Origin of the sequence: Pengzhenrongella phosphoraccumulans (genome assembly GCF_045689905.1) — a bacterium.
GTDB lineage: Bacteria > Actinomycetota > Actinomycetes > Actinomycetales > Cellulomonadaceae > Pengzhenrongella > Pengzhenrongella phosphoraccumulans.
Window position 1 is genome coordinate 4,258,164 of the sequence record NZ_CP144210.1, and the last position, 23,708, is coordinate 4,281,871.

24 protein-coding genes and 1 pseudogene are annotated in these 23,708 nt (G+C 71.1%); 14 read left to right on the forward strand and 11 right to left on the reverse strand.

All coding sequences use genetic code 11. The features are described from left to right. The first annotated feature begins 186 nt into the window (after positions 1–186). Positions 187–429, forward strand: coding sequence for a hypothetical protein (locus VTA80_RS19700; RefSeq protein WP_407342769.1), 243 nt, complete (start codon positions 187–189; stop codon positions 427–429). Next, complete coding sequence (locus tag VTA80_RS19705) at positions 426–764, forward strand: hypothetical protein (protein WP_407342770.1); 339 nt, start codon at positions 426–428, stop codon at positions 762–764. The genes VTA80_RS19700 and VTA80_RS19705 overlap by 4 nt, the downstream gene beginning before the upstream one ends. An 88-nt stretch (positions 765–852) precedes the next feature. Here VTA80_RS19705 and VTA80_RS19710 read toward each other — a convergent pair whose 3' ends face one another. Beyond that, positions 853–1,941 carry a lactonase family protein gene (locus VTA80_RS19710; protein ID WP_407342771.1) on the reverse strand — a complete coding sequence of 363 codons (1,089 nt, stop codon included), beginning with the start codon at positions 1,939–1,941 and terminating at the stop codon, positions 853–855. 295 nt (positions 1,942–2,236) lie between these two features. Between VTA80_RS19710 and VTA80_RS19715 the strand changes: the two genes are divergently transcribed. After that, complete coding sequence (locus tag VTA80_RS19715) at positions 2,237–2,896, forward strand: TetR/AcrR family transcriptional regulator (RefSeq protein ID WP_407342772.1); 660 nt, start codon at positions 2,237–2,239, stop codon at positions 2,894–2,896. A gap of 109 nt (positions 2,897–3,005) precedes the next feature. Here VTA80_RS19715 and VTA80_RS19720 read toward each other — a convergent pair. The 3 genes and pseudogenes from VTA80_RS19720 to VTA80_RS19730 form a co-directional block, all read right to left on the reverse strand. After that, positions 3,006–3,632, reverse strand: a pseudogene (locus VTA80_RS19720) (flavodoxin family protein); the annotation flags it as partial. Between the two features lie 12 nt (positions 3,633–3,644). Continuing rightward, the gene (locus tag VTA80_RS19725; protein WP_407341623.1) at positions 3,645–5,012 is read right to left on the reverse strand and encodes an ISL3 family transposase; all 1,368 of its coding nucleotides are present in this window, start codon (positions 5,010–5,012) and stop codon (positions 3,645–3,647) included. Between the two features lie 229 nt (positions 5,013–5,241). Then, positions 5,242–7,179, reverse strand: a complete 1,938-nt coding sequence (locus VTA80_RS19730; protein WP_407342773.1) for a thiamine pyrophosphate-binding protein — start codon at positions 7,177–7,179, stop codon at positions 5,242–5,244. Between the two features lie 211 nt (positions 7,180–7,390). Here VTA80_RS19730 and VTA80_RS19735 point away from each other — a divergent pair, with 211 nt between their 5' ends. The 3 genes from VTA80_RS19735 (at position 7,391) to VTA80_RS19745 (ending at position 10,179) form a co-directional block, all read left to right on the forward strand. Then, entirely contained in the window at positions 7,391–8,152 is a 762-nt protein-coding gene (locus VTA80_RS19735; protein ID WP_407342774.1) for a DUF427 domain-containing protein, read from the forward strand. 186 nt (positions 8,153–8,338) lie between these two features. Continuing rightward, positions 8,339–9,136, forward strand: a complete 798-nt coding sequence (locus VTA80_RS19740; protein ID WP_407342775.1) for an S-methyl-5'-thioadenosine phosphorylase — start codon at positions 8,339–8,341, stop codon at positions 9,134–9,136. Next, entirely contained in the window at positions 9,133–10,179 is a 1,047-nt protein-coding gene (locus VTA80_RS19745) for an NAD-dependent epimerase/dehydratase family protein (protein ID WP_407342776.1), read from the forward strand. Before VTA80_RS19740 ends, VTA80_RS19745 begins: the two co-directional genes overlap by 4 nt. 33 nt (positions 10,180–10,212) lie before the next feature. Here VTA80_RS19745 and VTA80_RS19750 read toward each other — a convergent pair whose 3' ends face one another. Continuing rightward, the gene (locus tag VTA80_RS19750; RefSeq protein WP_407342777.1) at positions 10,213–11,532 is read right to left on the reverse strand and encodes a hypothetical protein; all 1,320 of its coding nucleotides are present in this window, start codon (positions 11,530–11,532) and stop codon (positions 10,213–10,215) included. A 113-nt stretch (positions 11,533–11,645) separates the two neighbouring features. On the opposite strand from VTA80_RS19750, the gene VTA80_RS19755 reads away from it, so the two are divergent. Both VTA80_RS19755 and VTA80_RS19760 read left to right on the forward strand, forming a co-directional pair. Further along, positions 11,646–12,305 carry a glycosyltransferase family 2 protein gene (locus VTA80_RS19755; protein ID WP_407342778.1) on the forward strand — a complete coding sequence of 220 codons (660 nt, stop codon included), beginning with the start codon at positions 11,646–11,648 and terminating at the stop codon, positions 12,303–12,305. Beyond that, on the forward strand, positions 12,302–12,964 hold the full coding sequence (locus VTA80_RS19760) for a DUF2064 domain-containing protein (RefSeq protein WP_407342779.1): 663 nt from the start codon (positions 12,302–12,304) through the stop codon (positions 12,962–12,964). The genes VTA80_RS19755 and VTA80_RS19760 overlap by 4 nt, the downstream gene beginning before the upstream one ends. Here VTA80_RS19760 and VTA80_RS19765 read toward each other — a convergent pair. Beyond that, positions 12,895–13,470 (reverse strand): hypothetical protein, encoded by a 576-nt coding sequence (locus VTA80_RS19765; RefSeq protein WP_407342780.1) that lies wholly within the window; start codon positions 13,468–13,470, stop codon positions 12,895–12,897. The two genes, VTA80_RS19760 and VTA80_RS19765, sit on opposite strands and share 70 nt — an antisense overlap. A gap of 136 nt (positions 13,471–13,606) precedes the next feature. Here VTA80_RS19765 and VTA80_RS19770 point away from each other — a divergent pair, with 136 nt between their 5' ends. The 4 genes from VTA80_RS19770 to VTA80_RS19785 are packed head-to-tail and all read left to right on the forward strand — an operon-like array spanning position 13,607 to position 17,005. Next, positions 13,607–14,779: a molybdopterin-dependent oxidoreductase gene (locus VTA80_RS19770; RefSeq protein ID WP_407342781.1), complete on the forward strand. Its 1,173-nt coding sequence runs from the start codon at positions 13,607–13,609 to the stop codon at positions 14,777–14,779. Then, positions 14,776–15,216: a hypothetical protein gene (locus VTA80_RS19775; RefSeq protein WP_407342782.1), complete on the forward strand. Its 441-nt coding sequence runs from the start codon at positions 14,776–14,778 to the stop codon at positions 15,214–15,216. Before VTA80_RS19770 ends, VTA80_RS19775 begins: the two co-directional genes overlap by 4 nt. 2 nt (positions 15,217–15,218) lie before the next feature. Further along, complete coding sequence (locus VTA80_RS19780; RefSeq protein WP_407342783.1) at positions 15,219–15,899, forward strand: response regulator transcription factor; 681 nt, start codon at positions 15,219–15,221, stop codon at positions 15,897–15,899. Beyond that, the gene (locus VTA80_RS19785; RefSeq protein ID WP_407342784.1) at positions 15,896–17,005 is read left to right on the forward strand and encodes a sensor histidine kinase; all 1,110 of its coding nucleotides are present in this window, start codon (positions 15,896–15,898) and stop codon (positions 17,003–17,005) included. Before VTA80_RS19780 ends, VTA80_RS19785 begins: the two co-directional genes overlap by 4 nt. Before the next feature lie 25 nt (positions 17,006–17,030). On the opposite strand, the gene VTA80_RS19790 is transcribed toward VTA80_RS19785, so the two are convergent. Beyond that, positions 17,031–18,860, reverse strand: a complete 1,830-nt coding sequence (locus tag VTA80_RS19790; RefSeq protein ID WP_407342785.1) for a chloride channel protein — start codon at positions 18,858–18,860, stop codon at positions 17,031–17,033. A 52-nt stretch (positions 18,861–18,912) separates the two neighbouring features. On the opposite strand from VTA80_RS19790, the gene VTA80_RS19795 reads away from it, so the two are divergent. Together VTA80_RS19795 and VTA80_RS19800 are read left to right on the forward strand one after the other, a co-directional pair. Continuing rightward, the gene (locus VTA80_RS19795; protein WP_407342786.1) at positions 18,913–19,434 is read left to right on the forward strand and encodes a MarR family winged helix-turn-helix transcriptional regulator; all 522 of its coding nucleotides are present in this window, start codon (positions 18,913–18,915) and stop codon (positions 19,432–19,434) included. A gap of 52 nt (positions 19,435–19,486) precedes the next feature. Beyond that, entirely contained in the window at positions 19,487–20,206 is a 720-nt protein-coding gene (locus VTA80_RS19800) for a haloacid dehalogenase type II (protein WP_407342787.1), read from the forward strand. 67 nt (positions 20,207–20,273) lie between these two features. On the opposite strand, the gene VTA80_RS19805 is transcribed toward VTA80_RS19800, so the two are convergent. The 4 genes from VTA80_RS19805 to VTA80_RS19820 all read right to left on the reverse strand — a co-directional run bounded on the left by VTA80_RS19805 (position 20,274) and on the right by VTA80_RS19820 (position 23,670). Next, positions 20,274–21,524 (reverse strand): RNA polymerase sigma factor, encoded by a 1,251-nt coding sequence (locus tag VTA80_RS19805; RefSeq protein ID WP_407342788.1) that lies wholly within the window; start codon positions 21,522–21,524, stop codon positions 20,274–20,276. 10 nt (positions 21,525–21,534) lie between these two features. Next, positions 21,535–21,909: a YciI family protein gene (locus VTA80_RS19810; protein WP_407342789.1), complete on the reverse strand. Its 375-nt coding sequence runs from the start codon at positions 21,907–21,909 to the stop codon at positions 21,535–21,537. A 217-nt stretch (positions 21,910–22,126) separates the two neighbouring features. Then, a complete protein-coding gene (locus VTA80_RS19815) occupies positions 22,127–22,900 on the reverse strand; it encodes an ABC transporter permease (protein ID WP_407342790.1) in 774 nt (257 codons plus the stop codon). Further along, positions 22,900–23,670: an ABC transporter ATP-binding protein gene (locus VTA80_RS19820; RefSeq protein ID WP_407342791.1), complete on the reverse strand. Its 771-nt coding sequence runs from the start codon at positions 23,668–23,670 to the stop codon at positions 22,900–22,902. The genes VTA80_RS19815 and VTA80_RS19820 overlap by 1 nt, the downstream gene beginning before the upstream one ends. Positions 23,671–23,708 lie beyond the last annotated feature (38 nt).

Below are 23,708 nucleotides of genomic sequence, written 5' to 3' on the forward strand. Positions count from 1 at the left end.
CGTGGAGGCGGCGGAGCACCTGCTGCCGCTGGGGAGCCGGAAGCGGGTGAGCTGCTGCGCAGCGTGCTCGAGGCGGAGGGGTCCAGGTCAGGATCGGGGTCAGCGCGAGCCGCGTCGACCGCGACGGGGACGGGATCGCCGTGGCCGTGGGCACCGGTCCGGTGCTGCGCGCCGAACGGCTCCTTGGTGGCCACGGGCCGCCGGGCCGACCCGGTCGCCGCCGGGCTGGAGACCGTCGGGGTGGACCCGTCCGCGCGGACCGCGCCCGTCGACGAGCGTTGCCGGGTGGCCGACGGCGTCTGGGCCGTCGGCGACCTCACGGGTCAGGGCGCCTTCACCCACGTCGCGATGTACCAGGCAGACATCGTCATCCGCGACATCCTGGGGAGGGCGGCCCCGCCGCGGACTACCGCGCCCTACCCCGGGTGACGTTCACCGATCCCGAGGTCGGGTCGGTGGGGCTGACCGAGAAGCAGGCCCGGGAGCGGTTCGCCGCGGTCGCCGTCGGCAGCGCGAGCGTTCCGAGCACGTCTCGAGGGTGGATCCACAAGGTCGGGAACGAGGGCCTGATCAAGCTGGTGGCCGACGCCGACCGTGGCGTGCTTGTCGGGGCCACCTCCGTGGGGCCGGCCGGCGGCGAGGTCCTCGCCGCGCTCACGCTCGCCGTGCACGGGCAGGTCCCGCTGGGAACTCTGCGGTCGATGATCTACGCCTACCCGACCTTCCACCGCGGTATCGAAGATGCCCTACGGGACCTGACCTGACCTGACCTCTGTCGCACGATCCGCGCAGTCGGGCCGCGCCGTCTGGGTGTCCAGACGGCGCGGCCCGGTTCGGGCGCGGGTGGTGGGATCAGCTGGCGGCGATGCCTTCCATGCCGGTGGTGGTGAACGCGGGCAGGCCGGTGACGGTCTGGATCCGCTGGAGGGATCCGTCACCGGAAACGGCGTAGGCCCCGACAGTGCCGGCGACCGCTTCTTGGACGTACAGGTACCGGCCATTGCTGGAGGCTGCGAGGTCGATGGGCCCGGCGTTGGTGGTGGCGGCTACGGGTGCGGTGAGTGTCGCGGCACCGGTGGCTCCGACGCGCCAGGCAGACAAGGTGGCCGAACCGGCGTTCGCGCCGTAGATGTTGCGTCCGATCAGGATGTTCCAGCACAGTGCCGCGCCGCCGGTGGCGGCGGACGAGCCGAGCAGGGTCAGCGAACCGCTCTGGGCGATCGCGTACGAGCTGGTCTTTCCGGTCCCTGCCTCGGTGACGTGGACGGTGCCGCGCTGGTCGACGACGAAGGAGAACGGGACTGCTCCGGCTGAGGCGGTGACCACGGGGGCGGGGGAGGGGAGCCCGCGCTTGTCGAGCGGGAAGGTGAGGATCTGGTTGTGGTTCTTGGTGGTCACGATGAGCGTGCGGCCGTCCTTGGCGAAGCCGATCTGGGCGGGGGCGGAGATGAACACGGGCGGGTTCGCGTTGCTCAGACCGAGGGAACGCGTCGAGCCGGCCAGCGGCACGAGGCCGCCCCGCTTGACCTGGAAGCCGGAGATGCTCCCGTCACCGCCCGCATTGAGCACGTACACCAGATCGTCATGCACGGCGATGCTCGACGGGAACTGGCCACCAGAGGCCACCACCGACCCTTGGCTCAAGCGTGCCCCACGTACGGCGAAGGAGGTGATGGTGTCGCTGCCGGCGTTCACGGCAAGCAGCAGCCGGTGGTCTCGGTCGAGCACGAGGGAGTTCTGGGAGGCGAGGGCGTCAAGGGGCGCTCCCACCTCGGTGCCGCCCAGCCCCCCGGTCGGATACGTGCTTGCGGGAGCCAGGATGCCGTCGGGGCCGCGGGTGTACGCGGCGACCTCGTTCCCGGTCGTGGAGTTGAGCTGGACGAAGACGGCGCCAGGATCCCCGTCGCGACCCGAGTCGGCCGAGGCGGTCGAAGCGCTCAAGGGCACCAGGATGACGGTTGCGGCGAGACCAGCGGCCGCTGCGAGCAAGCGGCGGGGGAAGGTTCGGACAGTGCGTTCGTGAATCACGTCGGACTCCGTTCGAAGAGGAAGCTTCCAGGTGGACAGATGCACGACCAACGACGAACGGCCAACACGAGAGGGCTGGTCTCGATCGACGCGTGCACGAGGACGAACGACGGAGGTCGAGCCCGATCAACCGGACTGGACCGCCGAGTCCACTTTGGTCAATCACGAACTGGACCGTCAAGTCCAACCGGGATTACGATTCTGTGACATGAGGGCACAGTCGGACGCAGAGCAGCTCGTCGCGACGACGAAGCGCGGTCTGGCCACGCGAGCGCGGATCGTCGAGGTCGCGGCCGACCTTGTCTGGACCCGGGGCGCGTCCGGGACCACCCTCGACGACGTGCTTGATGCCAGTCGGACGAGCAAATCGCAGATGTACCACTACTTCACCGACAAGGACGCGCTGGTGACGGCAGTCGCGCGGCGGCAGGTCGAGCGGGTCGTCTCGGCGCAGAGCGAGCACCTGATCCTGATGGACACCCTCGACCTCTTCCGCGAGTGGGGCCAGTGGATCGTCGCGGGGATGCGTGAGCGAGGTTGCGTCGGAGGGTGTCCGATGGGCTCGCTGGCCAGCGAGCTCGCCGAGCACTCAGAAACGGACCGTGAGGTGCTCGCCCGGGGTTTCCACGACTGGCATGGTCACCTTGCCCGGAGCTTGACGGCGATGCGAGACAGCGGCGAGCTACGCTCCAGCGCGGACCCAGATGCGCTTGCAACAGCCGTGCTCGCGGCCGTCCAGGGGGGGTTGCTCCTCGCACAGACCGCCCGGTCGACCAAGCCGCTCGAAGCGGCGATCGCGATGGCCGAACAACACGTCCGGCAGCACGCCCGACCGGGCGGCGCGGACAAGATTCCTTCGCCCGTCTGAACGCCTCTCCGACCTGTACCTTCGGCGTGCGCCGTCGTGGCGCCGGAGATGACGGGAGAAGGATTGGCCGCGTTCCGCTGCGACTCGGTCTCGGCCGATCAGCGGTACTCGGGTTCTCGTAGTCGAAGCGGCACCCGGCATCCCACTCAGAGCGCTGATTCCCGTGCGCTGGGATCCCGCCCGCGTCCTTCAGCATCCGGGCGAGGTGGATGAGGTTCCATGTCATGAACGTGGTGTTGCGGTTGGTGAAGTCGTTCTCGGGGCCGCCGGAGCCTGGGTCGAGATAGGACGGACCGGGGCCGGCCTCGCCGATCCAGCCGGCGTCGGCCTGCGGCGGGATCGTGTAGCCGATGTGCTGCAACGTGTAGAGCACGTTCATCGCGCAGTGCTTGATGCCGTCCTCGTTGCCGGTGATGAAGCAGCCGCCGACCCGGCCGTAGTAGAGGTACTGGCCGGAGTCGTTGAGCAGGTGCGAGCCGCCGTAGAGCCGCTCGTGCACCTTCTTCATGATCGAGCTGTTGTCCCCGAGCCAGATCGGTCCGGCCAGCACGAGGATGTCGGCGGCCAGCACCTTGGCGAAGATCTCCGGCCAGTCGTCAGTGGCCGCACCGTGCTCACGCATGTCGGGCCAGACGCCGGTGGCGATGTCGTGGTCGATCGCCCGGACGATGTCCACGCCGATGCCGTGCTCGCGCATGATGTGGGCGCTCGCGTCGACCAGACCCTGGGTGTTGCTGGCTCTTCGAAGTTAGCCGGGCAGCGGGGTTTTCACGGCTGCCGCCCGTCGGTGCTGACGGGTGCATGCCCAGCGTATGCGGCGGCGTTGGTTGACCGGGTTTCTGAACCCGAAAGCGTCTCTTCCCACGTGTTTGGCCAGGCGGTTGTAGCCCTCCGACCGTGAATTCGAGTACCCCGTCTCGAGGCCCGCCAGCACGGCCGGCCACCACCGGTCGACGGTCGCGGCGAGTCGGTGGACCTCGGGTGCGCTCGACGCGGCGGCGTGCTCGTAGAACGTGGTCAGCCGCCGACAGATCACGGCCCGCTCGGGATGGGTCCCGGCCAGAGCGAGCAACGCACGAAGGTCCTCCTTGACGATGTAGGCGCCCAGGATCTCCACGCCCGCCTCGCCGGTGTCGAGCAGCGCGTTCCACATCGTGGCGAACTTCGCCGGACGCAGCCGCTCGTGTGCGGTGAGCAGCTGGCGCCGGACCTGCCAGGCCGGGTCGATCTTGCGGCCCCGACGCCCGGTGGCCTCCCGCACGGTGCGTTGACGGACCGCGGTCGTGGTGTCGTTGGCGAGCTGGACCAGGTGATACCTGTCGGCGACCTGGATGGCGCCCGGCAGGCCGTCGCGGGCACCCTTGGCGAACGACGCGGACAAGTCGATGGTCACGTGCGTGATCGCGGCCCGCCACGACGCCGGCTGAGCGAGCAACCACCCCGACACGCAGGCTGCTGAGCGGCCCTCGACCTGCGCGAGGAGCCCGCCGGTGCCGTCCGCGTCCACGAACCCGGTATGCCACCGGTCGCAGGCCAGCACCCACCGGCCGGTGTCGGGGTCGTGGGCCCAGACCGGTCTGCCACGTCGGGTCTCGTCGATGCCCAGTACCCGCACGAGGGGCAGGGGCTTCGCCAGGACCGGGTCGACGCGGGCGACGAACGCGTCGTGGACCGTGGACCACCCCACCTTGTAGAACTCCGCGGCCTCGGCCACGCACCGGTGCTGGACTGCGACCGCGTCGGCGAGCTCGGCCCGCAACCGCCGCGTCAGGCGCGCCCCGGGCCGCGCGGCGGGGACCTGTTCGGTGAACGAGCCCCGCGCGCACCGCTGGTCCACGCACCGCCACCGCTGCTTGTGCCACACCAGGCGCAGCGGCCTGGTCCCATACGGGATGTCCCGCGGCCTCGTGGTCACATGGCCCTTGAGTGCGGTGGAGAACTCCCCGCACGACGGGCACGCCGACGCCGCCAGGTCCGCCGTGACCACGTGCACGACCCGACCACCGCACCCGTCCGCCGTGATCTCCCGGACCGCCAACCCCTCCAGGTCCAACAACCGCGACACCCCCGAAACCACGACCGGAGGGACCCCCTGCACATGCGTACCCTGAACCAAGCCCGTGACCTCGCTCTATGACCATGTCCTGCTCGATACAGCCATGATCACCGAGGTCACGGGCCCACTACGTCCACGACCCACCCCACCGTTGCCCGGTTAACTTCGTAGAGCCGTGTTGCTCGGCTCCGGCGATCTTTTCAGCGTGCAGTTGATGAACAGCGCCTTGAGGTCGCTGTAGTCAGGCAGGCTGGCGGTCATCTTGATCCTTCGGGTTGGGTTGGGGTGTTTAGAGGAGTTGCGCGTCTTGCTGCACGCAGAGCAGGGCGGGTCCGTCAGCGGCGAAGAGCTCGGCCAGGGCCGCGTCGAGCTGCTCGCGGGCGTCGACCCGGATGCCGGTCGCGCCGCACAGGCGGGCGTAGGCGGCCCAATCGGGGTTGTGCAGGGAGGTGTGCCAGACCGGTAGGCCGGCCGCGAGCTGTTCCTTGCTGATCTTGCCCAGCGAGTGGTTGTCGAGCAGTAGATGCTTGATCGGGATTCCGTACTTCCCCGCGGTCAGCAGTTCCGCGCTGTACTGGCCGAAGCCACCGTCGCCGGTGACTGCGAGGACCGGTCGGCCAGGCGCGGCGGCCCACGCCCCGAGCGCGGCCGGGTAGCCGAACCCGATCGAACCGAGATAGCCCGACATCAGTACCGGCTGGCCGGCCGACTCCAGGTAGCGCCCGAGGGAGTAGGCGTGGTTGCCGACGTCCACGGTGACGACGGCATCGGCCGGCAGGTGCCGGGCCAGCGCGTCGAACACGGCCGCGGCCGACACGCCCTCGCCTCGGTCGTCAGCCACGCGGCGGGCCTTCTCGGCCCGCCAGATCGCCCACCGCTCGGCGACGTCGCCGCGCTGGTCTACCGCGTTCGCTGTGCCCACGCGCGCGTCGAGTGCGGCCACGGTCAGCGCAGCGTCACCGAGCAAGTGCTCGGTCACGGCGTCGAAGCGGCCGATCGCGGTGTGCGCGTCGTCGATCTGCACGATCGGCTTGTACGCGGCGATGCCGGTGTGGTGCGAGAACGAGGCGCCCACGACAATGAGCAGGTCGGACTCGTTCATCAGCCAGCTCGCGACCGGCGTGCCGCTGCGGCCGAGCACGCCCGCACCGAGGGGGTGCGTGTCGGGGATCAGCCCCTTGGCCTTGAACGTGGTCAGCACCGGGGCACCGAGCCGCTCAGCCATCGCCCGGACCTCGTCGCGGGCGTCTCGGGCACCGTGACCGACGACGAACACCGGACGCCGTGCGGCGCGCACCAGCGCGGCCGAACGGTCGAGCGACGTCGAATCGGGCAGGATGCGTCGGGCCGTGAATCGTCCGACCGGATCGGCGGCAGGTTGCGCGCTGGTCAGCACCTGGACCTCGTCGGGCAGGATCAGGTGCGCAACCCCGCGGCCGTCAACCGCATGCTTGACGGCGAGCGCCGCGAGCTCGGCGTGATCACTGCCCGCCAGGACGACCTGGGTCGACACCGCGACGTCGGCGAACACGCTCGACAGGTCGAGATCTTGGAACGCGCCTCGCCCGCGCACCGACGACGGCACCTGGCCCGACACCGCGACCACCGGGGAGCCGTCCAGCTTGGCGTCGTAGAGCCCAGTGAGTAGGTTCGTCGAGCCCGGCCCGGCGATCGCGAAACACATCGCCGGTCGCCCGGTGAGCTTGCCGAAGGCACTCGCCGCAAACGCCGCGGCGCCCTCGTGGCGGATGCCGACGTAGGTGATCTCGCCGCGTTCCTCGGCTCGGCGGAGCGCATCGGCAAAGCCGAGGTTCGAGTGCCCGACCATCCCGAAGACGTGCGTGATGCCGAAGGCCACGAGTGTCTCGACGATGGTGTCGCCCACGGTGCGCACCGGCGGCGCGGGGTCGGGCAGCTTGATGTAGACGCCGTCGGCACGCTCCTCGACAGGGAAGCTCGGCACCGCATCGCTGAACCCGCTCGGCGGCTGCCCGGTGATCGGGTCGTAGTCGTAGCCGTGCCATGGGCAGCGCAGCAGCCCCTTCTCGATCGACCCCTCGCCCAGCGGTCCACCCTGGTGCGGGCAGTGGTTCTCCAATGCACCGAGGCGAGCCCCACAACGCGTCAGCGCGACCGAATGACCGTCGACCTCGATGCTGCGCACCCGGCCCTCGTCGGGCACCTCATCGTCGTCGACCCGGTGCCACTGAGAAGCTGGTCCGCTCATCGTTGCCTCCACTGCAGGCGTACGGCTCGGTGTTCAGTTCTGTACAGTGAAATATGGATAGCGTGAAAGCGCATTTCGGTCCTGCGCCACCGTGTTTCTAGCGGTCGACGGCGCCCGTGACGACGGCGAGGGCTTCGGCGGCTGAGATCGGACCCCTCGCTGGTGGAATGTTCAAGGATGCCCAGAGGGTTCTTGCTTCATGACCGACCGGATGACTGGCATCGTGGAGAACCCGTTCACCATCACCCCTGGCACCGTGCAACGCGGCAGCAAACGGGTGCGCGCCTTCAGTGCGGGTGAGCTCGTAGCAGATGCACGGACCCCGCTGCTGGTCTGGGAGCACCCCTACTACCCGCAGTACTTCTTCGCCGCGAGCGACCTGGAAGTCGAACTGCGCGCGGGCGGTCGCGGGCCCCGCTCGAAGGTCCTGGGAGTGAGCGAAGTCTTCGACGTGATCATCGGCGAGCGGATCGTGCCGAACGCCGCCCGCCGGTATCCCGAGGCTGGCGTCGCGGGGCTCCGGGAGGCGTTCGGGCTGACCTGGGCAGCGTTCGACACGTGGATGGAGGAGGACGAGATCGTCTACACCCACCCGCGCAGTCCGTATGTGCGCATCGACGCGCTGACCAGTAGCCGGCACGTCGTCGTCACCTTCAACGGGGTCACTGTGGCCGAGTCCCATCGCCCGGTCGTCCTGTTCGAGACCGGCCTCGCCGCGCGGTACTACTTCCCCCAGGCCGACGTGCGCATGGACCTGCTGGCCCCGAGCCCCACGACCAGTCACTGCCCGTACAAGGGCGCCGCGACGTACTGGACCCTGTCCACCGGTGGTGCAAGCCTGGCGGATGTCGCCTGGGCGTACCGCACGCCGCTGCCGGAGTCCGCCAAGATCGCTGGACTGGTCGCGTTCTGGCCGGAGAAGAGCCCGGCGCTGGAGGTCACCGTCGACGGTCAGCGGCTCGGCGCGGCATGAGGCCTGTCCGTCCGGCATCCGGGCGGGGAAGACGTCGCCGGGCCGACGGGCGAGCGTGGTGAGCACGCTCCGCGGGTTCGGGGCCGGATGACCGTGCTCTTCGGTAGATGTGACGGAAGTCTTTCGGGTCGTGTGCTGGGCCTCGCCGGGAGCGAGTTTCGAGGTTCCCGATGGCACACTCCAGAAATGATCAGCACCCAGATCCCGTTAATCGCCGTCATCGGCGGCTCCGGCTTCTACTCCTTCCTCGACGACGTCGAGCACCACGAGGTCAGCACGCCGTACGGCGCCCCGTCCGCTGCGATCGCGGTCGGCTCGGTCGGCGGGCGGTCCGTGGCCTTCGTGCCGCGCCACGGACTGCACCACGAGCTCCCGCCGCACGCGATCAACTATCGGGCGAACATCTGGGCGCTGCGGTCGCTGGGGGTGCGGCGCATCCTGGCGCCGTGTGCGGTCGGCGGGCTCTCCACCGACGTCGCCCCGGGCGATCTCGTGGTTCCCGACCAGCTGGTGGACCGGACGACCTCGCGGACGCAGACGTTCTACGACTCCGGTGCGGTCCATGCCCCGTTCGCGGACCCCTACTGCCCCGAGCTCCGCGAGGCGTTGCTCGCCCGCGCGGGCGGCCGGCGAGAGGCAGCCACGATGGTGGTCATCGAGGGCCCCAGGTTCTCGACCCGGGCTGAGTCGAAGAGCTACGCCGCGGCGGGGTGGTCGCTGGTGAACATGACGGGGCACCCCGAGGCGGTCCTCGCCCGAGAGATGGGCCTGTGCTACGCGACCCTCGCCCTGGTGACCGACCTGGACGCGGGGGTCGACGCCGCGGGGGCCGTGCACCAGGGCGCGGTCTTCGCGACCTTCGCGCAGCACATCGACCGGATGAAGCAGGTGCTGTCCGGAGTGATCGCGGACCTCGGCGAGCACGCCGACTGCACGTGCGCCGACTGGCTGGCCGACGTCGCCCTGCCGTTCGAGCTGCCGTGAAGGTCCTGCTCACCGGTGCCGCCGGGTTCATCGGGACGGCGATCTGGGCCGAGCTCGTCGAACGCGGGCACGACGTGGTCGCGGTCGATGCCTACATCCCCCAGGCCCACCCGGTCGACGTCGTGGCCCACCCGGACGTGCATCGGCTCGACGTGCGTCGGGCGGGGGAGTGGACTGAGCTCCTGCGCGGCGTCGACGTGGTCTGCCACCAGGCGGCGATGGTGGGGGCGGGCGTGACTGTCGCCGATCTGCCCGCCTACGCGGGGCACAACGACCTCGGGACCGCAGCCCTGCTGGCGGCGATGCATGCCGCGAGGGTGGGTCGGATCGTGCTCGCCTCCTCGATGGTCGTGTATGGGGAGGGTCGCTATGCGTGCGCTGCCCACGGTGCCCAGGAGCCGGGTCCGCGGAGTCTGGTGGCCCTTGAGGCCGGGGACTTCGATAACTACTGCCCGCGGTGCGGCGGGGGTCTTGCCTGGGAGACGGTCCCGGAGCACGCCCGGCTCGACCCGCGCGGCAGCTACGCAGCGAGCAAGCTCGCCCAGGAGCACTACGCCGCGGCGTGGGCACGCCAGGGCGAGGGCAGCGCGATCGCCCTGCGTTACCACAACGTGTACGGCCCCGGCATGCCTCGCAACACCCCGTACTCCGGGGTCGCGGCCATGTTCCGGTCCTCGATCGAGGCCGGCCTCGCCCCGGAGGTGTTCGAGGACGGCGCCCAGATGCGCGACTTCGTGCACGTCGGCGACGTCGCACGCGCCAACGCGATCGCGATCGAGGTCGTGGCTCAGGCGCCGCGGCAGCGGTCCGTGGCGTACAACGTCTGCTCGGGGCGGCCGATCTGCATCGGCAACGTCGCGCGCGCGGTTGCGGCCGGGACCGGTTCGGAGCTCGCCCCGGTCGTGACCGGGCAATACCGGGTCGGCGACGTGCGCCACATCGTGGCCTCGCCCGCGCTCGCCCGCAGCGAGCTCGGTTTCGTCGCCGAGGTCGACCCCCTGGTCGGCCTGCCCCGATTCGCCACGGAGCCGCTACGGGCGTGATGGCCACCTGGTGAAAGCCCACCGGGTGAACCGTCACCAGGCGGTGCGCAGCAGGTGCTGGACGGTGATCGCGAACCCGACTTGCAGGGCAAGCCCGGGGCGCCGCCAGCGTTCGGGCAGGTACGCGCAGGAGAGCATCATCCAGCCGATGAACGGGAGCCAGATCCGTTCGACCTCGGCCTTGCTCAGCAGGGTCAGATCGGCCACGATCACCATCGCGAATCCCGCCGCGGCGAGCGCGCCGAGGGCGTGCGCGCTGGGACGTCGGACGGCGTCGGCCATGTCGCGGGCGGCGCAGGCCACGGCGGCGCCCAGCACGGGACCGCTCGCGACCAGCAGCGCGGCGAGGTTGCCCCACAGCCAGTACGCGGCCGGCCGCCTGCTCGCGGCCCCGGCCCAGTACCGGTCCTGCAGCGCGGGAAACGCCTCCCACCACGCGAAGCCCAGGGCGGCGAAGACCATGACCAGCCCGAGCGCCGCGCCGAGAGCGAACGGCAGCGGGTACCAGGACCGCGCCACCAGGAGGATGGCGACGGCGAGGATCCCCAGCAGGACCAGCCCGTAGGACATCATCACCGCGTACCCGAGCACGAGCCCCGCGACCACGGACCAGGCCGCCGAGCGCCGCACGGCACCGAGCGCCAGCGCTGCAGCTCCCCACGCGGCGACCGCGGCGAACACCGCATCGGCCGAGACCGCCTGCCAGATCGCCACCGGGCCCAGGACCAAGAACGGCAACGCCCGCCGTGCCGCGGTCTGGGCCCCGAGGGCGCGGGCGGTCACCAGAACGGCCAACGGCGTGGTGGCCGCCACCGCCGTCACGACCAGACCGGCTGCCACCGGCGAACCGAGCCCCACCCGGACGAGCAGCACGAAGAAGAGCAGGGCACCCGGCGGGTGCCCTGCCACGTGCGTCGGCCAGCCGTCGGGACCGAGCGGGATCCGACCGATGAACTCGTGCAGCATGGCGGGGACGTCGGTGATCCCGCGCGCAGCCGGGAGGTACTCGTACCCCGAGTTGAGGGGCCCCGCGATGCCGGGAGCGCCGTCGACCAGGGCGAGGGCGAGCATCCAAGCAACGCCCACCAGCCAGGCGCCCGCGAGCAGGGCACGCCAGGGCAGGCGGTGCGCGGCGGTGATCGACCAGGTGATCCCCGCGGCACCGATGAGCAGCGCGGGCGCAGTGCCCGGGCCGATGCGCGGCCACCAGGTGGCGCGCAGTGGCGGGAACGAGCGCGTCACGTCGACGTCCCAGCAGGTCACGGCCGGAACGGCCATCGCGAGCACCACCAGCACGGTCGCCGCGCCGAGCCCCCACCAGGGCGCGCGGGCTCGACTTCGCAGGGAGGGCATGGCCCCGATGCTGGCAGGAGGTGATCGCCCGCGGCGAGGGTCCTGCAGTGACGTCAGAGTTCCGTAAGGCTTGAGCGGCCTCTAGCGCGTTGGCGTTCTCTAGCGTCGAACCCATGCCCTACCAATGCGATCTGATCATTCCCTGCAAGGACGAAGCCGCGGCCCTGCCCGCCCTGCTGGCGTCCGTGCCGGCGGGCTTCGGCGTCGTCGTCGTCGACAACGGATCGACCGACGCCACGGCCGAGGTCGCCCGGCGGCACGGTGTCCGCGTCGTGCACGAGTCCCGGCCCGGGTACGGCGCCGCCGTGCACGCCGGGATCGAGGCCGCAGACGCCGAGTACGTCGCGGTGATGGACGGGGACGGGTCGATGGACCCGTCCGAGCTGGTCGGGCTACTCGACCTGGTGCTCGCGGGCGGCGTGACGATGGCGCTCGGCCGCCGCCGTCCGGTCCGCCGCGGGGTCTGGCCGTGGCACGCCCGCGCGGGCAACGCCGTCGTGCTGTGGTGGTTGCGCCGTCGCACGGGTCTGGAGGTCCGCGACATCGCCCCCATGCGGGTGTGCCGCCGCGCGGACCTGCTCGCCCTCGACGTGCGCGATCGCCGATTCGGCTACCCGGTGGAGCTGCTCGTCAAGGCCCGCGCGGCCGGCTGGGTGCTGGTCGAGTCCGACATCCGCTACCTCCCGCGGGCGGCCGGGACCCGGTCGAAGGTCTCCGGCAGCATCCGCGGGTCGGCCCGCGCCGCCCGGGACTTCGCCCGGGTGCTCCCGTGAGCACCGCGGTCGTGCTGGTGATGGCGAAGGTCCCGATCCCGGGCCACGTCAAGACGCGCCTTGCGGCGACCGAGGGGCCGGTCCGGGCCGCCCGGCTCGCGACCGCCGCTCTGCTCGACACCCTCGACGTCTGCGAGGCCGCCTTCGGCCTCGGTCGCTGCCACCTTGCTCTCGCCGGCGACCTCGACACGGTCGACGATCCGGAGCTCGCCGAGCGGCTGCGGACGTGGACGGTCCACCGACAGCAGGGATCCGGGCTGGGGGAGCGGATCGCGAACGCGCACCGGGACGTGCACGCTGTCGCCGGGGTGCCGGTCGTCCAGATCGCCATGGACACCCCGCACGCCACCGGCGATGACCTCCACCTGGTCGCGGCCATGGTGGCCGCAGATCGGCCTGTCCTCGGCCTGGCCGACGACGGCGGTTGGTGGGTGCTCGCCAGCGGCGTGCCCTCGCACGTGGACGGACTCGAACGAGTACCGATGTCGACCCCGGCCACCGGCCGAGCGACGTGGACGCTGCTGCGGGCCAACGCCAACGACGTCGGGGCCGCCTCGGTGCTGCGCGACATCGACGACGCGGCCGACGCTCACCACGTCGCCGCTCTCGCGCCGACCACCCGATTTGCTCGCACCTGGCGCGAAGGCCGGAACGCATGACCGCCGACGTGCACTTCGCAGCGGTGTTCACCGCGGCACTGCAAGGCGAGCCGTGCACGATCGAGGGGCTGGACGACCAGCCCCAGCTCATCCCTACCCCACGCTGGCGGGGGACCGCCGACGCCGGCGACCGCGCCGTCCTGGCCCACTGCGTCGGTCCGACGATCGACCTGGGCTGCGGGCCCGGCCGCATGGCCGAGCACCTGGCCACCGGAGGGCAGGCCGTCCTCGGGGTCGACCTCATGACCGAGGCGATCACCCAGACCCGCGCCCGGGGAGTCCCGGCGATCCGGCGCGACCTGTTCGGCCCACTGCCCGGCGAGGGCAGCTGGGGGTGCGCGCTGCTCGCCGACGGCAACATCGGCATCGGCGGCGACCCCGTCCTGCTGCTGCGCCGCGCTCGCGGCCTGGTCGCCGTCGGCGGTGTGATCGTCGTCGACCTCGCCCCGCCGGGGCCGGGCTGCGGGTGCACACCGTGCACCTGCGCGCGGGAGCCCGTCGCTCACGAGCATTCCCCTGGGCGGTCGTGGGGGCCGACGCGATCGGCGCCGTCGCCACGGCCGCCGGACTGGAACTCGATGGCCTGCGCGAGCACCACGGACGGTGGTTCGCCGTGCTGCGTCGAGCGGGCGGAGACCCGACATGCCTGGGCTGAGGCTGCGCGTTCCGCACGAGTCGGACTTCGGCTCGCGGCTGCGGAGCCCCGCGGTGGCCGCGCGGGTCGGGCTGTGGCTCGGCATCTGCTTCCTGGTCGCCTTCCTCACCGGCGTGTACAGCCACCTCGCGCAGGCCGCGTACCCGTGGTTCCCGGTGCCGACCCAGCCGTCGTGGACCTACCGCGTCACCCAGGGCGTGCACGTCGCCGCCGGGACCGCCGCCGTTCCGTTGCTCCTGGTCAAGCTGTGGTCGGTCTTCCCGAAGTTCTTCGCCCGACCCCCGTGGCGCCGCCGTGGGGCCCTGGTGCTGCACGGGCTCGAGCGTGCCTCCATCGGGGTGCTCGTCGCGGCGGCGATCTTCCAGCTCGCCAGCGGCCTGGCGAACGTCAGCCACTGGTACCCGTGGGCGTTCTCGTTCGTCGCCACGCACTACGCGGTCGGCTGGATCGCCATCGGCGCCCTGCTCGTCCACGTCGCGGTCAAGCTGCCGGTCATCACCCAGGCGCTGGGTCGCGACCTCGAGGACACACAGCTCGACCGGCCGAACCTGGCGGCGGACACACGGGGGCTCTCCCGCCGCGGACTGCTCCAGACCACCCTGATCGCGGCGACCCTTGCGGTCGTCAGCACCGCCGGGTCGACCGTGCCGGCACTGCGCCGAATCTCGGTGTTCGGGGTCCGCTCCGGCCAGGGACCGCAGGGGATTCCGATCAACCGCTCCGCCGCGGCGGCCCGCGTCGAGACCACCGCGCTGGCAGCCGACTTCGCTCTGACCGTGGTGCACGGCGACCGGCAGATTCGGCTGACCACCGCCCAGCTCGCGGCGATGCCCCAGCACACCGCGGTGCTCCCGATCGCGTGTGTCGAGGGGTGGAGCGCGACTGGGGAATGGACCGGGGTGCGCGTGCGGGACCTCGTCGCGCTGCTCGACGCGCCACCCCAGTCGGCGGTGCTCGTGCGATCCCTCCAGGAGCGTGGTGCCTACCGCGGGTCACGACTGCCCGCCAACTACGTCGCCGACGACCAGACGCTGCTCGCCCTGCGCCTCGGCGGCGAGCCCCTGAGCCTCGACCACGGCTACCCGTGCCGGATCATCGCCCCGAACCGGCCCGGGGTCCTGCAGACCAAGTGGGTCTCGATGCTCGAGGTCGAGCTGTGAGGGCGACCCGGACCATCCTCGGTGCGGTCGGGGTGCTGGTCGGGATGTGGGGTGCGGTCGAGCTGATTCGGCAGGGTGCGGCCAACCTCGGCGCGGCAACCGTGTGGCTGCTCGGTGGGGTGGTGGTGCACGACGGCGTCCTCGCGCCCGTCGCGATCGCGATCGCCGCGCTCGGGGTGAGCGTGCTGCCTCGGTGGATGGTCCCGTCGACGGCAGCGGCGGCCGTCGTCCTGGGCACGGTCACGATCATGGCCGTCCCGGTGCTCGGGCGGTTCGGGGCCCGTGCGGACAACGCCACCCTGTTGGACCGTGACTACGGTCGAGGCTGGCTGATCGTTGCAGGGCTAGTTTTGGTCTGCGCCGTCGTCGGAACGATCATCGCTCACCGCAACGACGCCGCTTCCAGCTCGAACGTCACTCACGTAGAAGGGGCATAACCGTGGCCGATGTGCTGGTCGTGGACGACGACCACACCGTCCGTGAGGTCGTCGTGTCGTACCTGCGCGCCGGCGGGCACCGGGTGGTGGATGTCGCGGACGGGGAGAGCGCCCTGGTCGCGATGCGCGCCCGGCCCGCCGACCTGGTGGTGCTCGACCTGATGCTCCCCGGGATCAGCGGCCTCGAGGTGTGCCGCCGGCTGCGGGAGGCGACCGACGTCCCGGTGATCATGCTCACCGCCCTCGGCGCCGAGACCGACCGGATCATGGGCCTGGGGTTGGGTGCCGACGACTATGTGACCAAACCTTTCAGCCCCCGCGAACTGGTGCTCCGGGTCGACTCCGTGCTGCGCCGGGCAGGCCAGCACGCCGACCCGGAGGTCGCCGTCCTGCACGACGGCGACCTGGTCGTCGACTCCGCGCAGCACGTCGCCACCCGCGCGGGCCAACGCCTCGCCCTGACCGTCCGGGAATTCGACCTGCTGCGGTTCCTGGTCGCGAACGCGGGGGTCGCGTGGTCGCGCGACGACCTCCTGCGCGACGTGTGGGGCTGGAGCTTCGGGGACCAATCGACTGTGACCGTGCACGTGCGCCGGCTCCGCGAGAAGGTCGAGAACGACCCCACCCATCCCACCCGGCTCGTGACCGTGTGGGGCGTCGGGTACCGGTGGGAGGCCGCATGAGCAGCGCCACCCTCGCCGTCATCGGGATCGCCGCCGGCTGGTCGATCGCCGTCGGGCTCACGGGCGCGGCGCTTGCGTGGGCCCTGCGGCTGCGCTCGGTGCGCTGGTCGGCCGCGATCCTCGGGCTGGTCGCTGTCGGCGGGATCGTCGCGGGCGTGGTGGGGACCGCCCGCGCGATGTTCCTGTCCGACCACGACTTCGCCGTCGTCATCACCGTGTGTGTCGTGTCAGGTCTCGTGTCGGTCGGATTCGCCTTCTGGCTCGGGGAACGGGTGGTCGGCTCGGCGCGAGGGCTTCGCGACGCTGCCACCCAATTCGGAGAGGGCGGCCAGTTCCTCGCACCGGCCGGCGGCCCGCGCGAGTTCGCCGAGATCTCCCGCGAGCTCACGCGGAGCAGCGTCCTGTTACGGGAATCGACCGAGCGTGAGCGGCGCCTGGAGGAGTCCCGTCGCGAGCTCGTCGCGTGGGTGTCGCACGACCTGCGCACCCCGCTGGCCGGCATCCGCGCGATGTCGGAGGCCCTCGAGGACGGTATCGCCGAGGACCCCGCGCGCTATCGCGCCCAGATGCGGATCGAGGTCGACCGGATGGTGCGGATGGTCGACGACCTGTTCGAGCTGTCCCGCATCCACGCCGGCACCCTCCAGCTGAGCCTCGAGACCGTCCAGCTGGGTGACCTGGTGAGTGAAGCGATCGCGGGCGTCGATCCCGTGGCCCGAGCCAAGCAGGTACGCGTCGGTGGTTCGGTCGACGCCGGTGTCCTGGTCCGGGCCGACCCCAACGCGCTCGCCCGGGTGGTGTCCAACCTCGTGATGAACGCGATCCGGCACACCCCGTCCGACGGCACCGTCGAGATCCACGCGCACGCCGAAGCCAGCACCATCGAGCTGAGCGTCACGGACGGCTGTGGCGGGATCCCCGACGGCGACCTCGACCGCGTCTTCGACGTGGCCTGGCGGGGCAGTCACGCGCGCACGCCCGGCGCCGACATCGGAGCGGGACTGGGCCTGGCGATCGTCAAGGGGATCGTGGAGGCCCACCGGGGAACCGTGGCGGTGAGCAACCACGCGCCGGGCTGCCGGTTCGTCGTGCGGATTCCCGCGTAGTACCCGCCGTGACCGCGGGGCCGGGTCACACGGGAACAGGCGTCAGCTCCCGCGCGTCGCTGGAGGCTCCGTGCAGGAGCGCCAGTACTCGTTGGTGGCTGAGCCAGCCCACGACGTTGGCGTGGTCGGCGTCCAGGACGGGAATCGCTCCCGTGGTGGAGTCCAGTGCGCTGAGGGCGTCGGTGAGATGGTCGGTGATCTTCACGGCGTCGGGCAGTTCGACGACGGACGCGACGGTGGCCCGGTTGTGGTCCCCGTCGGCGAGGGTGGCGGCGACCGTCTGTGCGGTGGCTATCCCGCGATAGCGGCCGTGGGCGTCCAGGACCGGGAGCTGGCCGTGCGGGGCGTGGCTCAGGACCCCAGCGGCCGCGTGGAGGCTGGCGCTCTCTCGCAGGGATGCCCCGACGGGCTCCATGATCTGCTCGACGGTGATCGTGGCCAGCCGCTCTTCCTCGGGGGTGACGGAGATGTCGACGCCGCGGCGGCGCAGCTTGAAGGTGTAGATGCTGTCGCGGGCCAGGACGTGGCTGATGGCACTGGCCAGCACGATCGCGACCATGAGCGGCAAGATGATCGTGTACTCGCCGGTGAGCTCGAACAGGATCACCACCGCGGTGATCGGTGCCTTGGCTGCGCCGGCGAACACGGCGCCCATCCCGATCAGTCCGTAGACGCCGGGGGAGCCGGCGATGTCCGGCGCGATCACGCGGAGTACCTCGCCGTAGGCGGAGCCGAGCATCGCCCCGATGAACAGGCTCGGGGCGAACACCCCGCCGGAGCCGCCGATGCCGATCGTGAGCGAGGTGGCGAAGATCTTCCCGAACAGGAGCAGCACGAGGAAGGCGACTCCGTAGGAACCGGCGATGGACTTGCCGAGGACCGGGTAGCCCACCCCGTACATCTCGGGCAGCAGGAGCAGGAGCCCGCCGAGGGCGAACCCGCCGACGGCGGGTCGGAGCCACTCGGGCCCGTGCCAGATGCGGTCGCAGACGTCCTCGATGACGTACAGGATCCGGGTGAACATCACCCCGACCACCCCGGCGAGCAGGCCGAGCACGGCGAAGAGCGCGTACTGGGTGAGGTTGTCCACGGTGAACGTGGGAAGGGTCAAGAAGGGATCGTTGCCAAGTACGGATCGGCCGATCACGCTCGCGGTCACGGAGGCCAGGACCACCATGCCGAAGGCCTGCGCGCTGAAGTCACCCAAGATGAGCTCCATCGCGAAGAACACCCCGGCGAGCGGTGCGTTGAACGTGGCGGCGATGCCGCCGGCCGAGCCGCACGCCACCAGGATCTTCACCCGGGGCTCGGTGACCTTCAGGACCCGGCCGAACGTGGAGCCCAGGGCTGCCCCGATCTGCACGATCGGACCTTCCCGTCCGACCGAGCCGCCGCCGCCGATGCACAGGGCCGACGCGAGGGCCTTGACTGCGGCGACCTGCGGCGCGATCCGCCCGCCGCGGCGCGACACGGCGTACATGACCTCGGGCACCCCGTGCCCCCGGGCCTCGCGAGCGAAGAAGTGCACGAGGGGTCCGTAGACCAGTCCGGCGATCACGGGGGTGAACAGCACGAACCACCGGCCCAGACCGGGCACGTGCGGGTTGGCGACAGGACCGAGCCCGGCATAGTCCGCGTGCCCGGACAGCGCGAGGGTGAACGTCGTGATCAGCCACCGGAACCCGATCGCCGCGACGCCCGCTCCCGCACCGATGACCAGCGCGAGCACCAGCAGACCCATGCGCGACGAACGAAGTACCGTGAGCGCCCACGCCAGCCCCGACTGGGTGGGCATCAGGCCCGCGCCGACCGGACTCGGTGCGGGTGTGATGGTGGTGGCGCGGCGCAGATTCACACTAGTAGTATGCAACGATTGCATTAGGCTTCATTACCGGAGGCGGTTCAACGTGAGCAGGCCAACAGTCCCGGATGCCGGTTCTACCCCGCCTGGAGGGGACACCGACGAGCTCGTCACGGCGTTCTTGACCGCCTCCCGCGTCCTGGTCGGCGTCTCCGCGCGTTCGCTGACCGCGGTAGAGGGCACCGTCACCGTGACCCAGTTCCGCACCCTCGTCGTGCTCGACAACCACGACGAGATCAACCTCAACACGCTCGCGGACCTGCTCTCGGTGACGTCCTCGACGGCAATGCGCATGATCGACCGGCTGCTCGCAGCCGGCGTGGTCACCCGGCGCGACAACCCCGGCAACCGGCGCGAGGTGCTGCTGGGACTCAGCGGCGAAGGTCGGCGGCTCGTGCGCCTGGTCACCGACAGGCGACGGGTGGAGATCTCCCGGATCGTCGCGCGAATGCCTGGTTCGCGCCGCACCGAGCTGGTGATGGCGCTGCGCGCGTTCGCTGAGGCCGCCCACGAACCCGAAGCCGGTGCCGGTGCCGGTGCCCAGCCGTCCGACGCCCTTGGCTGGTAGAGGCGTCCCGACTCCCGCACCTCACCCCGACACCGCCGGACCAAGGAGCACCATGACCAACCCGCCCGCCACCTCCGGCGCCACGAACGGCACGGACGTCCCCGCGTTGCCAGCCGTCATCGTGTTCGACGTGAACGAGACCCTGTCGGACATGTCCGTGATGGCCGACAGGTTCGTCGACGTCGGCGCCCCCGCCCACCTGGCGGCGACCTGGTTCGCGACCCTCCTGCGGGACGGGTTCGCGCTGACAGCAGCAGGCGCCATGGCGCCCTTCGCCCAGCTCGGCACGGGGGTGCTGCGTGCCAGCCTGCCGGCCTGGCCGTTGAACCGCCCGATCGACGAAGCGATCGCCCACATCATGGGCGGCTTTGCAGAGCTCGACGTGCACGCAGACGTCCGCGAAGGTCTGCCCGCGCTGGCCGCGCTAGGCACCCGCCTGGTCACCCTGAGCAACGGTGCGCGCGCCGTGGCCGAGCAGCTGTTCGCCCGGGCCGGGGTGAGCAGCCACTTCGAACGCCTGCTCTCGGTCGAGGAAGCAGGTGTGTGGAAGCCGGCGCCGGCCGCGTACGCCTACGCCGCCGCGCAGTGCGACGTCCCGCCTGGCGACATGATGCTCGTGGCGGTGCACCCGTGGGACATCGACGGCGCTGAGCGGGCCGGACTGCGCACCGCGTGGATCAACCGGACCGGGGCGAGGTACCCCGACTACTTCCGGGCACCGACTCTCGAGGCCACCTCGCTCGGGCACCTCGCGCGCCTGCTTGCCCGGTAGCGGTGCTGAGCGGTGCACCGGACTGACGGGCTGGCCGAGTCACGACGCGGCGCCCATTCTCACCGCGTCACAGGATCCTGGGCGTAGGAGCGAGCGATCTTGCACGGCCGGCGAGGTAGTCGCGCTCGGCTCTGCCCGGGGCCAGCTCGGCCGCGGTGGTGTAGGCCTCAGCGGCCTCCTCGCGCCTGCCGGCGCGGCGCAGCAGGTGGGCGTGCGTCGCGTGAAATGGGTAGTAACTGCCGAGGGTGCCCCGCAATGGCTCGACCAGGTCGAGGCCCGCTCCCGGTCCGTCGACCTCGCTGATCGCGATGGCGCGGTTGAGTGCGACAACGGGAGTCGGCGTGAGGGCGAGGAGTTGGTCGTACAGGGCCACGATCTGCGGCCAGTCGGTGGCCTCGCCCGTCACCGCGGTCTCGGCGTGCACTGCGCCGATGGCCGCCTGCACTTGGTACGGGCCGGGTCTGTTCTGGCGGATGCAGGCGCGCACGATCGTCTGGCCTTCGTCGATCATCGACCGGTCCCAGCGGCCGTGGTCCTGTTCGCTGAGCGGCACGAACGACCCATCGGCCGCCGTCCGGGCCTCACGCCGCGACTCGGTCAGGAGCAGCAGTGCGAGAAGCCCGGCGACCTCGGGCTCGTCCGGCAGGAGCGCGGCGAGCAGTCGAGCGAGGCGGATCGCTTCCTCACACAAGCCGCCGATTTCGCCGCTGTCCATCCGCTCGCCGGTACCCGCGTTGTAGACGAGGTAGACGACGGCGAGCACCGGGCCCAGTCGACCCGGGAGCTCATGGTCTGGCGGCACGCGGTAGGGGATCCGCGCCGCGGAGATCTTGTGCTTGGCGCGCACCAGTCGCTGGGCCATAACCGGGACGGGGACGAGGAAGGCCCGGGCGACTTCCTGCGTCGTCAGGCCGCCCAGCAGGCGCAGGGTGAGCGCGACCTGCGCCTCCTCGGCCAGCGCCGGGTGGCAGCAGGTGAAGATCAGCCGGAGGCGGTCGTCCTCCACCGGCCCCACCTCCTCCTGAGCGGGCGCCGTGCCAGGCGGTGTGAGCAGCGCCGCGTCGCGGGTCAGTTCGCGCCCGCGTGATTCGCGGCGCAGCCGATCGATGGCTCGGCGGCGAGCAGTCGTCGTGATCCACCCGCCCGGGTTCGGCGGCAGCCCGTCGCGCGGCCACGAGCCCAGGGCGACGGCGAAGGCGTCCTGCACGGCGTCCTCGGCGAGGTCCACGTCCCCGAAGGCGCGTATCAGGGCAGCGACGGATCGGCCGAACTCCTCGTGGAAGATCCGACCGATCTCCGTCGGGTCCGGCCCCGCCACTGGACCGGGATCAGCCCGCTGAACCTGGGGCCGGCATCTGCCTGAACGGCCGCACCTCGATCGGCTGCCGGATCAGGGCGGCGGTCCGCGCGGCCCAGGTCAGTGCCGCGTCCAGGTCGTCCGCCTCGACGATGTAGATCCCCGCGAGCTGTTCCTTCGACTCGGCGAACGGGCCGTCGGTGGTGAACACCTGGCCGTCGGTGACCCGGACCACCGTGGACGTGTCTGGTCCGTGCAGCCCACCCCCGAAGACGTACGCACCGGCGGACTTCATCTCGGCCTCGAGCGCGAGGATCTCCTGAAACGACTCCTGCATCTGCGCGGGGGTCATCGGCGGGCGAGTGTGGCCTTCGACGCTGTGCGTGGACAGCAGGTACTCGGTCATCGGGTGCTCCTCATCTTCGGCGGGCCGGTCCCGCTCCTCACCCTGCTACGAACGGGCCGGTCTCAGATCGACAGCATCACGCATGCCGATCCCGGGCGACGTGTGAGACGGAACACCCGACCCCTGGCCTACGAGTGGGTTGACGAACCAGTTCCATTAGAGCGCAACCGGCCGCGCTGGCCGCCGATCATCGCCTGCCGGGCAGAGGCGTTTCTGGTCAGACCACCTCGGCCCGGTCCCACCAGGTGGCGGTCGCCCAGAGTCCGATGACCCCGACCAGGACCGGGAGCGAGAGCTGAACCGGTGTGACGGTCAATGCGAGCTCGGCCCCGCCCATCCCGGACCACAGCCCCGGGGCAGCCCACGGGAACCAGGCGCCGGCACCGAGGATCGTCACGATCTGGGTCACGGCGACGATCCCGAGCAGCGCACCGACGCCTGGCAGGTAGCCCCTGCCGGCGCTCGCGACCAGGGCGAGGGGTAAGGCGAGCAGCGTGCTGAGCACGGCGACGGTCACGGGCATGATGACCGCGCCCGCGATGTCGCCGAACCCGGCGGGGCCGTCGAGCCCGAGCACCAGGCCGATCGGCACAGCAACGATCACGGCCAGCACCGAGGCGGCCAGGCCCCAGCCAAGCACGAGCAGGCCCTTCGCCCAGGCGATGCGGGCGCGGCTGATCGGCAGCGCATACAACGACCCCATGGTGGCGTCGGAGAACTCCCGGCCGAACACCCAGCACACCACGACGCCGACGGCGAGCAGCGCGCCGACCGAGAGCAGCTGGCCCATCAGTTCCAGGTAGTCCGTCCAGGTCGAACCGGTGACCATCGTGGACACCTTCGCGGTCAGCTGGCTGTCGCCGCCGGCGATGTATGCAGCCATGAAGCCCGCGGCCAGCACGGGCATGAGCAATGACAGGATCGCGGTGGCCACCTTCACCACCGTCGAGCGCCGCATCTTGAGCAGCTCGACGGCAAGGGCGATGCGCATCACAGCACTCCTTCGGGGAGGTCGGGTTCGGCGGCGTAGACCATGTCGAAGAAGCGGCGCTCGAGGTCGACGCCACCCGGGTCGAGGTGGCCGATGACGACGCCGCGATGCATCACGGTGATCCGGTGCGCGATGCGCGCGACCTCGTCGAGGTGGTGGCTGGAGACCAGGACGGCGACGCCGCGCTCGGCCGCGTGGCGGAGCGCCTGACGGACGACAAGAACGCCGCGCGGGTCGAGGGCATTGGTCGGCTCGTCGAGCACCACAACGTCGGGTCGGTGGGCGAGGGCGCAGGCGAGGCCGAGGCGCTGCCGGTTGCCGAGCGAGAGCACCCCGGCGCGGCGATCGGCCCACTGCGTGAGCGCGAGGGCGGTGACCGTTTCCGCTGCGGCCCGCTCGGCGTCGGCGCGGGGGAGCAGGTGCAGGCGGGCGGCGGCGACGATGTTCTCGGTGACTGTCAGCTCCGGGTAGGCGAACGGGGTCTCGATCAGGTGCCCGACGCGCGCCCAGTCGGCCGGGGTGCACCCGGCCAGGTCGCGTCCGTGCAGGGTGACGGTGCCGACGTCGGCGCGGACCATGCCGAGCAGCAGGCGCATGAGGGTCGTCTTGCCGGCGCCGTTGAGTCCGACCAGCGCGTGGATCTCGCCGGGGACGATCTGGATGTCGACGTGGTCGACGGCGGTGATGTCCCCGAAGGCGCGGCTGAGGCCGCGCGCCACGAGGGTTGCGGTCCCCGCGGTCGCGGGGATGAGCTGGGTCGCATCGACCACGGTGGCTCCAAGAAGGTATGGGTGGGTCGTCAGGGGTC

What these genes read in the sequence shown, in the direction of transcription:
- VTA80_RS19715 (WP_407342772.1), top strand. Translation starts at nt 2,237, where the DNA reads ATGAGGGCACAGTCGGACGCAGAGCAGCTCGTCGCGACGACGAAGCGC.
- VTA80_RS19730 (WP_407342773.1), bottom strand. Translation starts at nt 7,179, where the DNA reads ATGAGCGGACCAGCTTCTCAGTGGCACCGGGTCGACGACGATGAGGTG.
- VTA80_RS19735 (WP_407342774.1), top strand. Translation starts at nt 7,391, where the DNA reads ATGACTGGCATCGTGGAGAACCCGTTCACCATCACCCCTGGCACCGTG.
- VTA80_RS19740 (WP_407342775.1), top strand. Translation starts at nt 8,339, where the DNA reads ATGATCAGCACCCAGATCCCGTTAATCGCCGTCATCGGCGGCTCCGGC.
- VTA80_RS19750 (WP_407342777.1), bottom strand. Translation starts at nt 11,532, where the DNA reads ATGCCCTCCCTGCGAAGTCGAGCCCGCGCGCCCTGGTGGGGGCTCGGC.
- VTA80_RS19755 (WP_407342778.1), top strand. Translation starts at nt 11,646, where the DNA reads ATGCCCTACCAATGCGATCTGATCATTCCCTGCAAGGACGAAGCCGCG.
- VTA80_RS19770 (WP_407342781.1), top strand. Translation starts at nt 13,607, where the DNA reads ATGCCTGGGCTGAGGCTGCGCGTTCCGCACGAGTCGGACTTCGGCTCG.
- VTA80_RS19785 (WP_407342784.1), top strand. Translation starts at nt 15,896, where the DNA reads ATGAGCAGCGCCACCCTCGCCGTCATCGGGATCGCCGCCGGCTGGTCG.
- VTA80_RS19800 (WP_407342787.1), top strand. Translation starts at nt 19,487, where the DNA reads ATGACCAACCCGCCCGCCACCTCCGGCGCCACGAACGGCACGGACGTC.
- VTA80_RS19810 (WP_407342789.1), bottom strand. Translation starts at nt 21,909, where the DNA reads ATGACCGAGTACCTGCTGTCCACGCACAGCGTCGAAGGCCACACTCGC.
- VTA80_RS19815 (WP_407342790.1), bottom strand. Translation starts at nt 22,900, where the DNA reads ATGCGCATCGCCCTTGCCGTCGAGCTGCTCAAGATGCGGCGCTCGACG.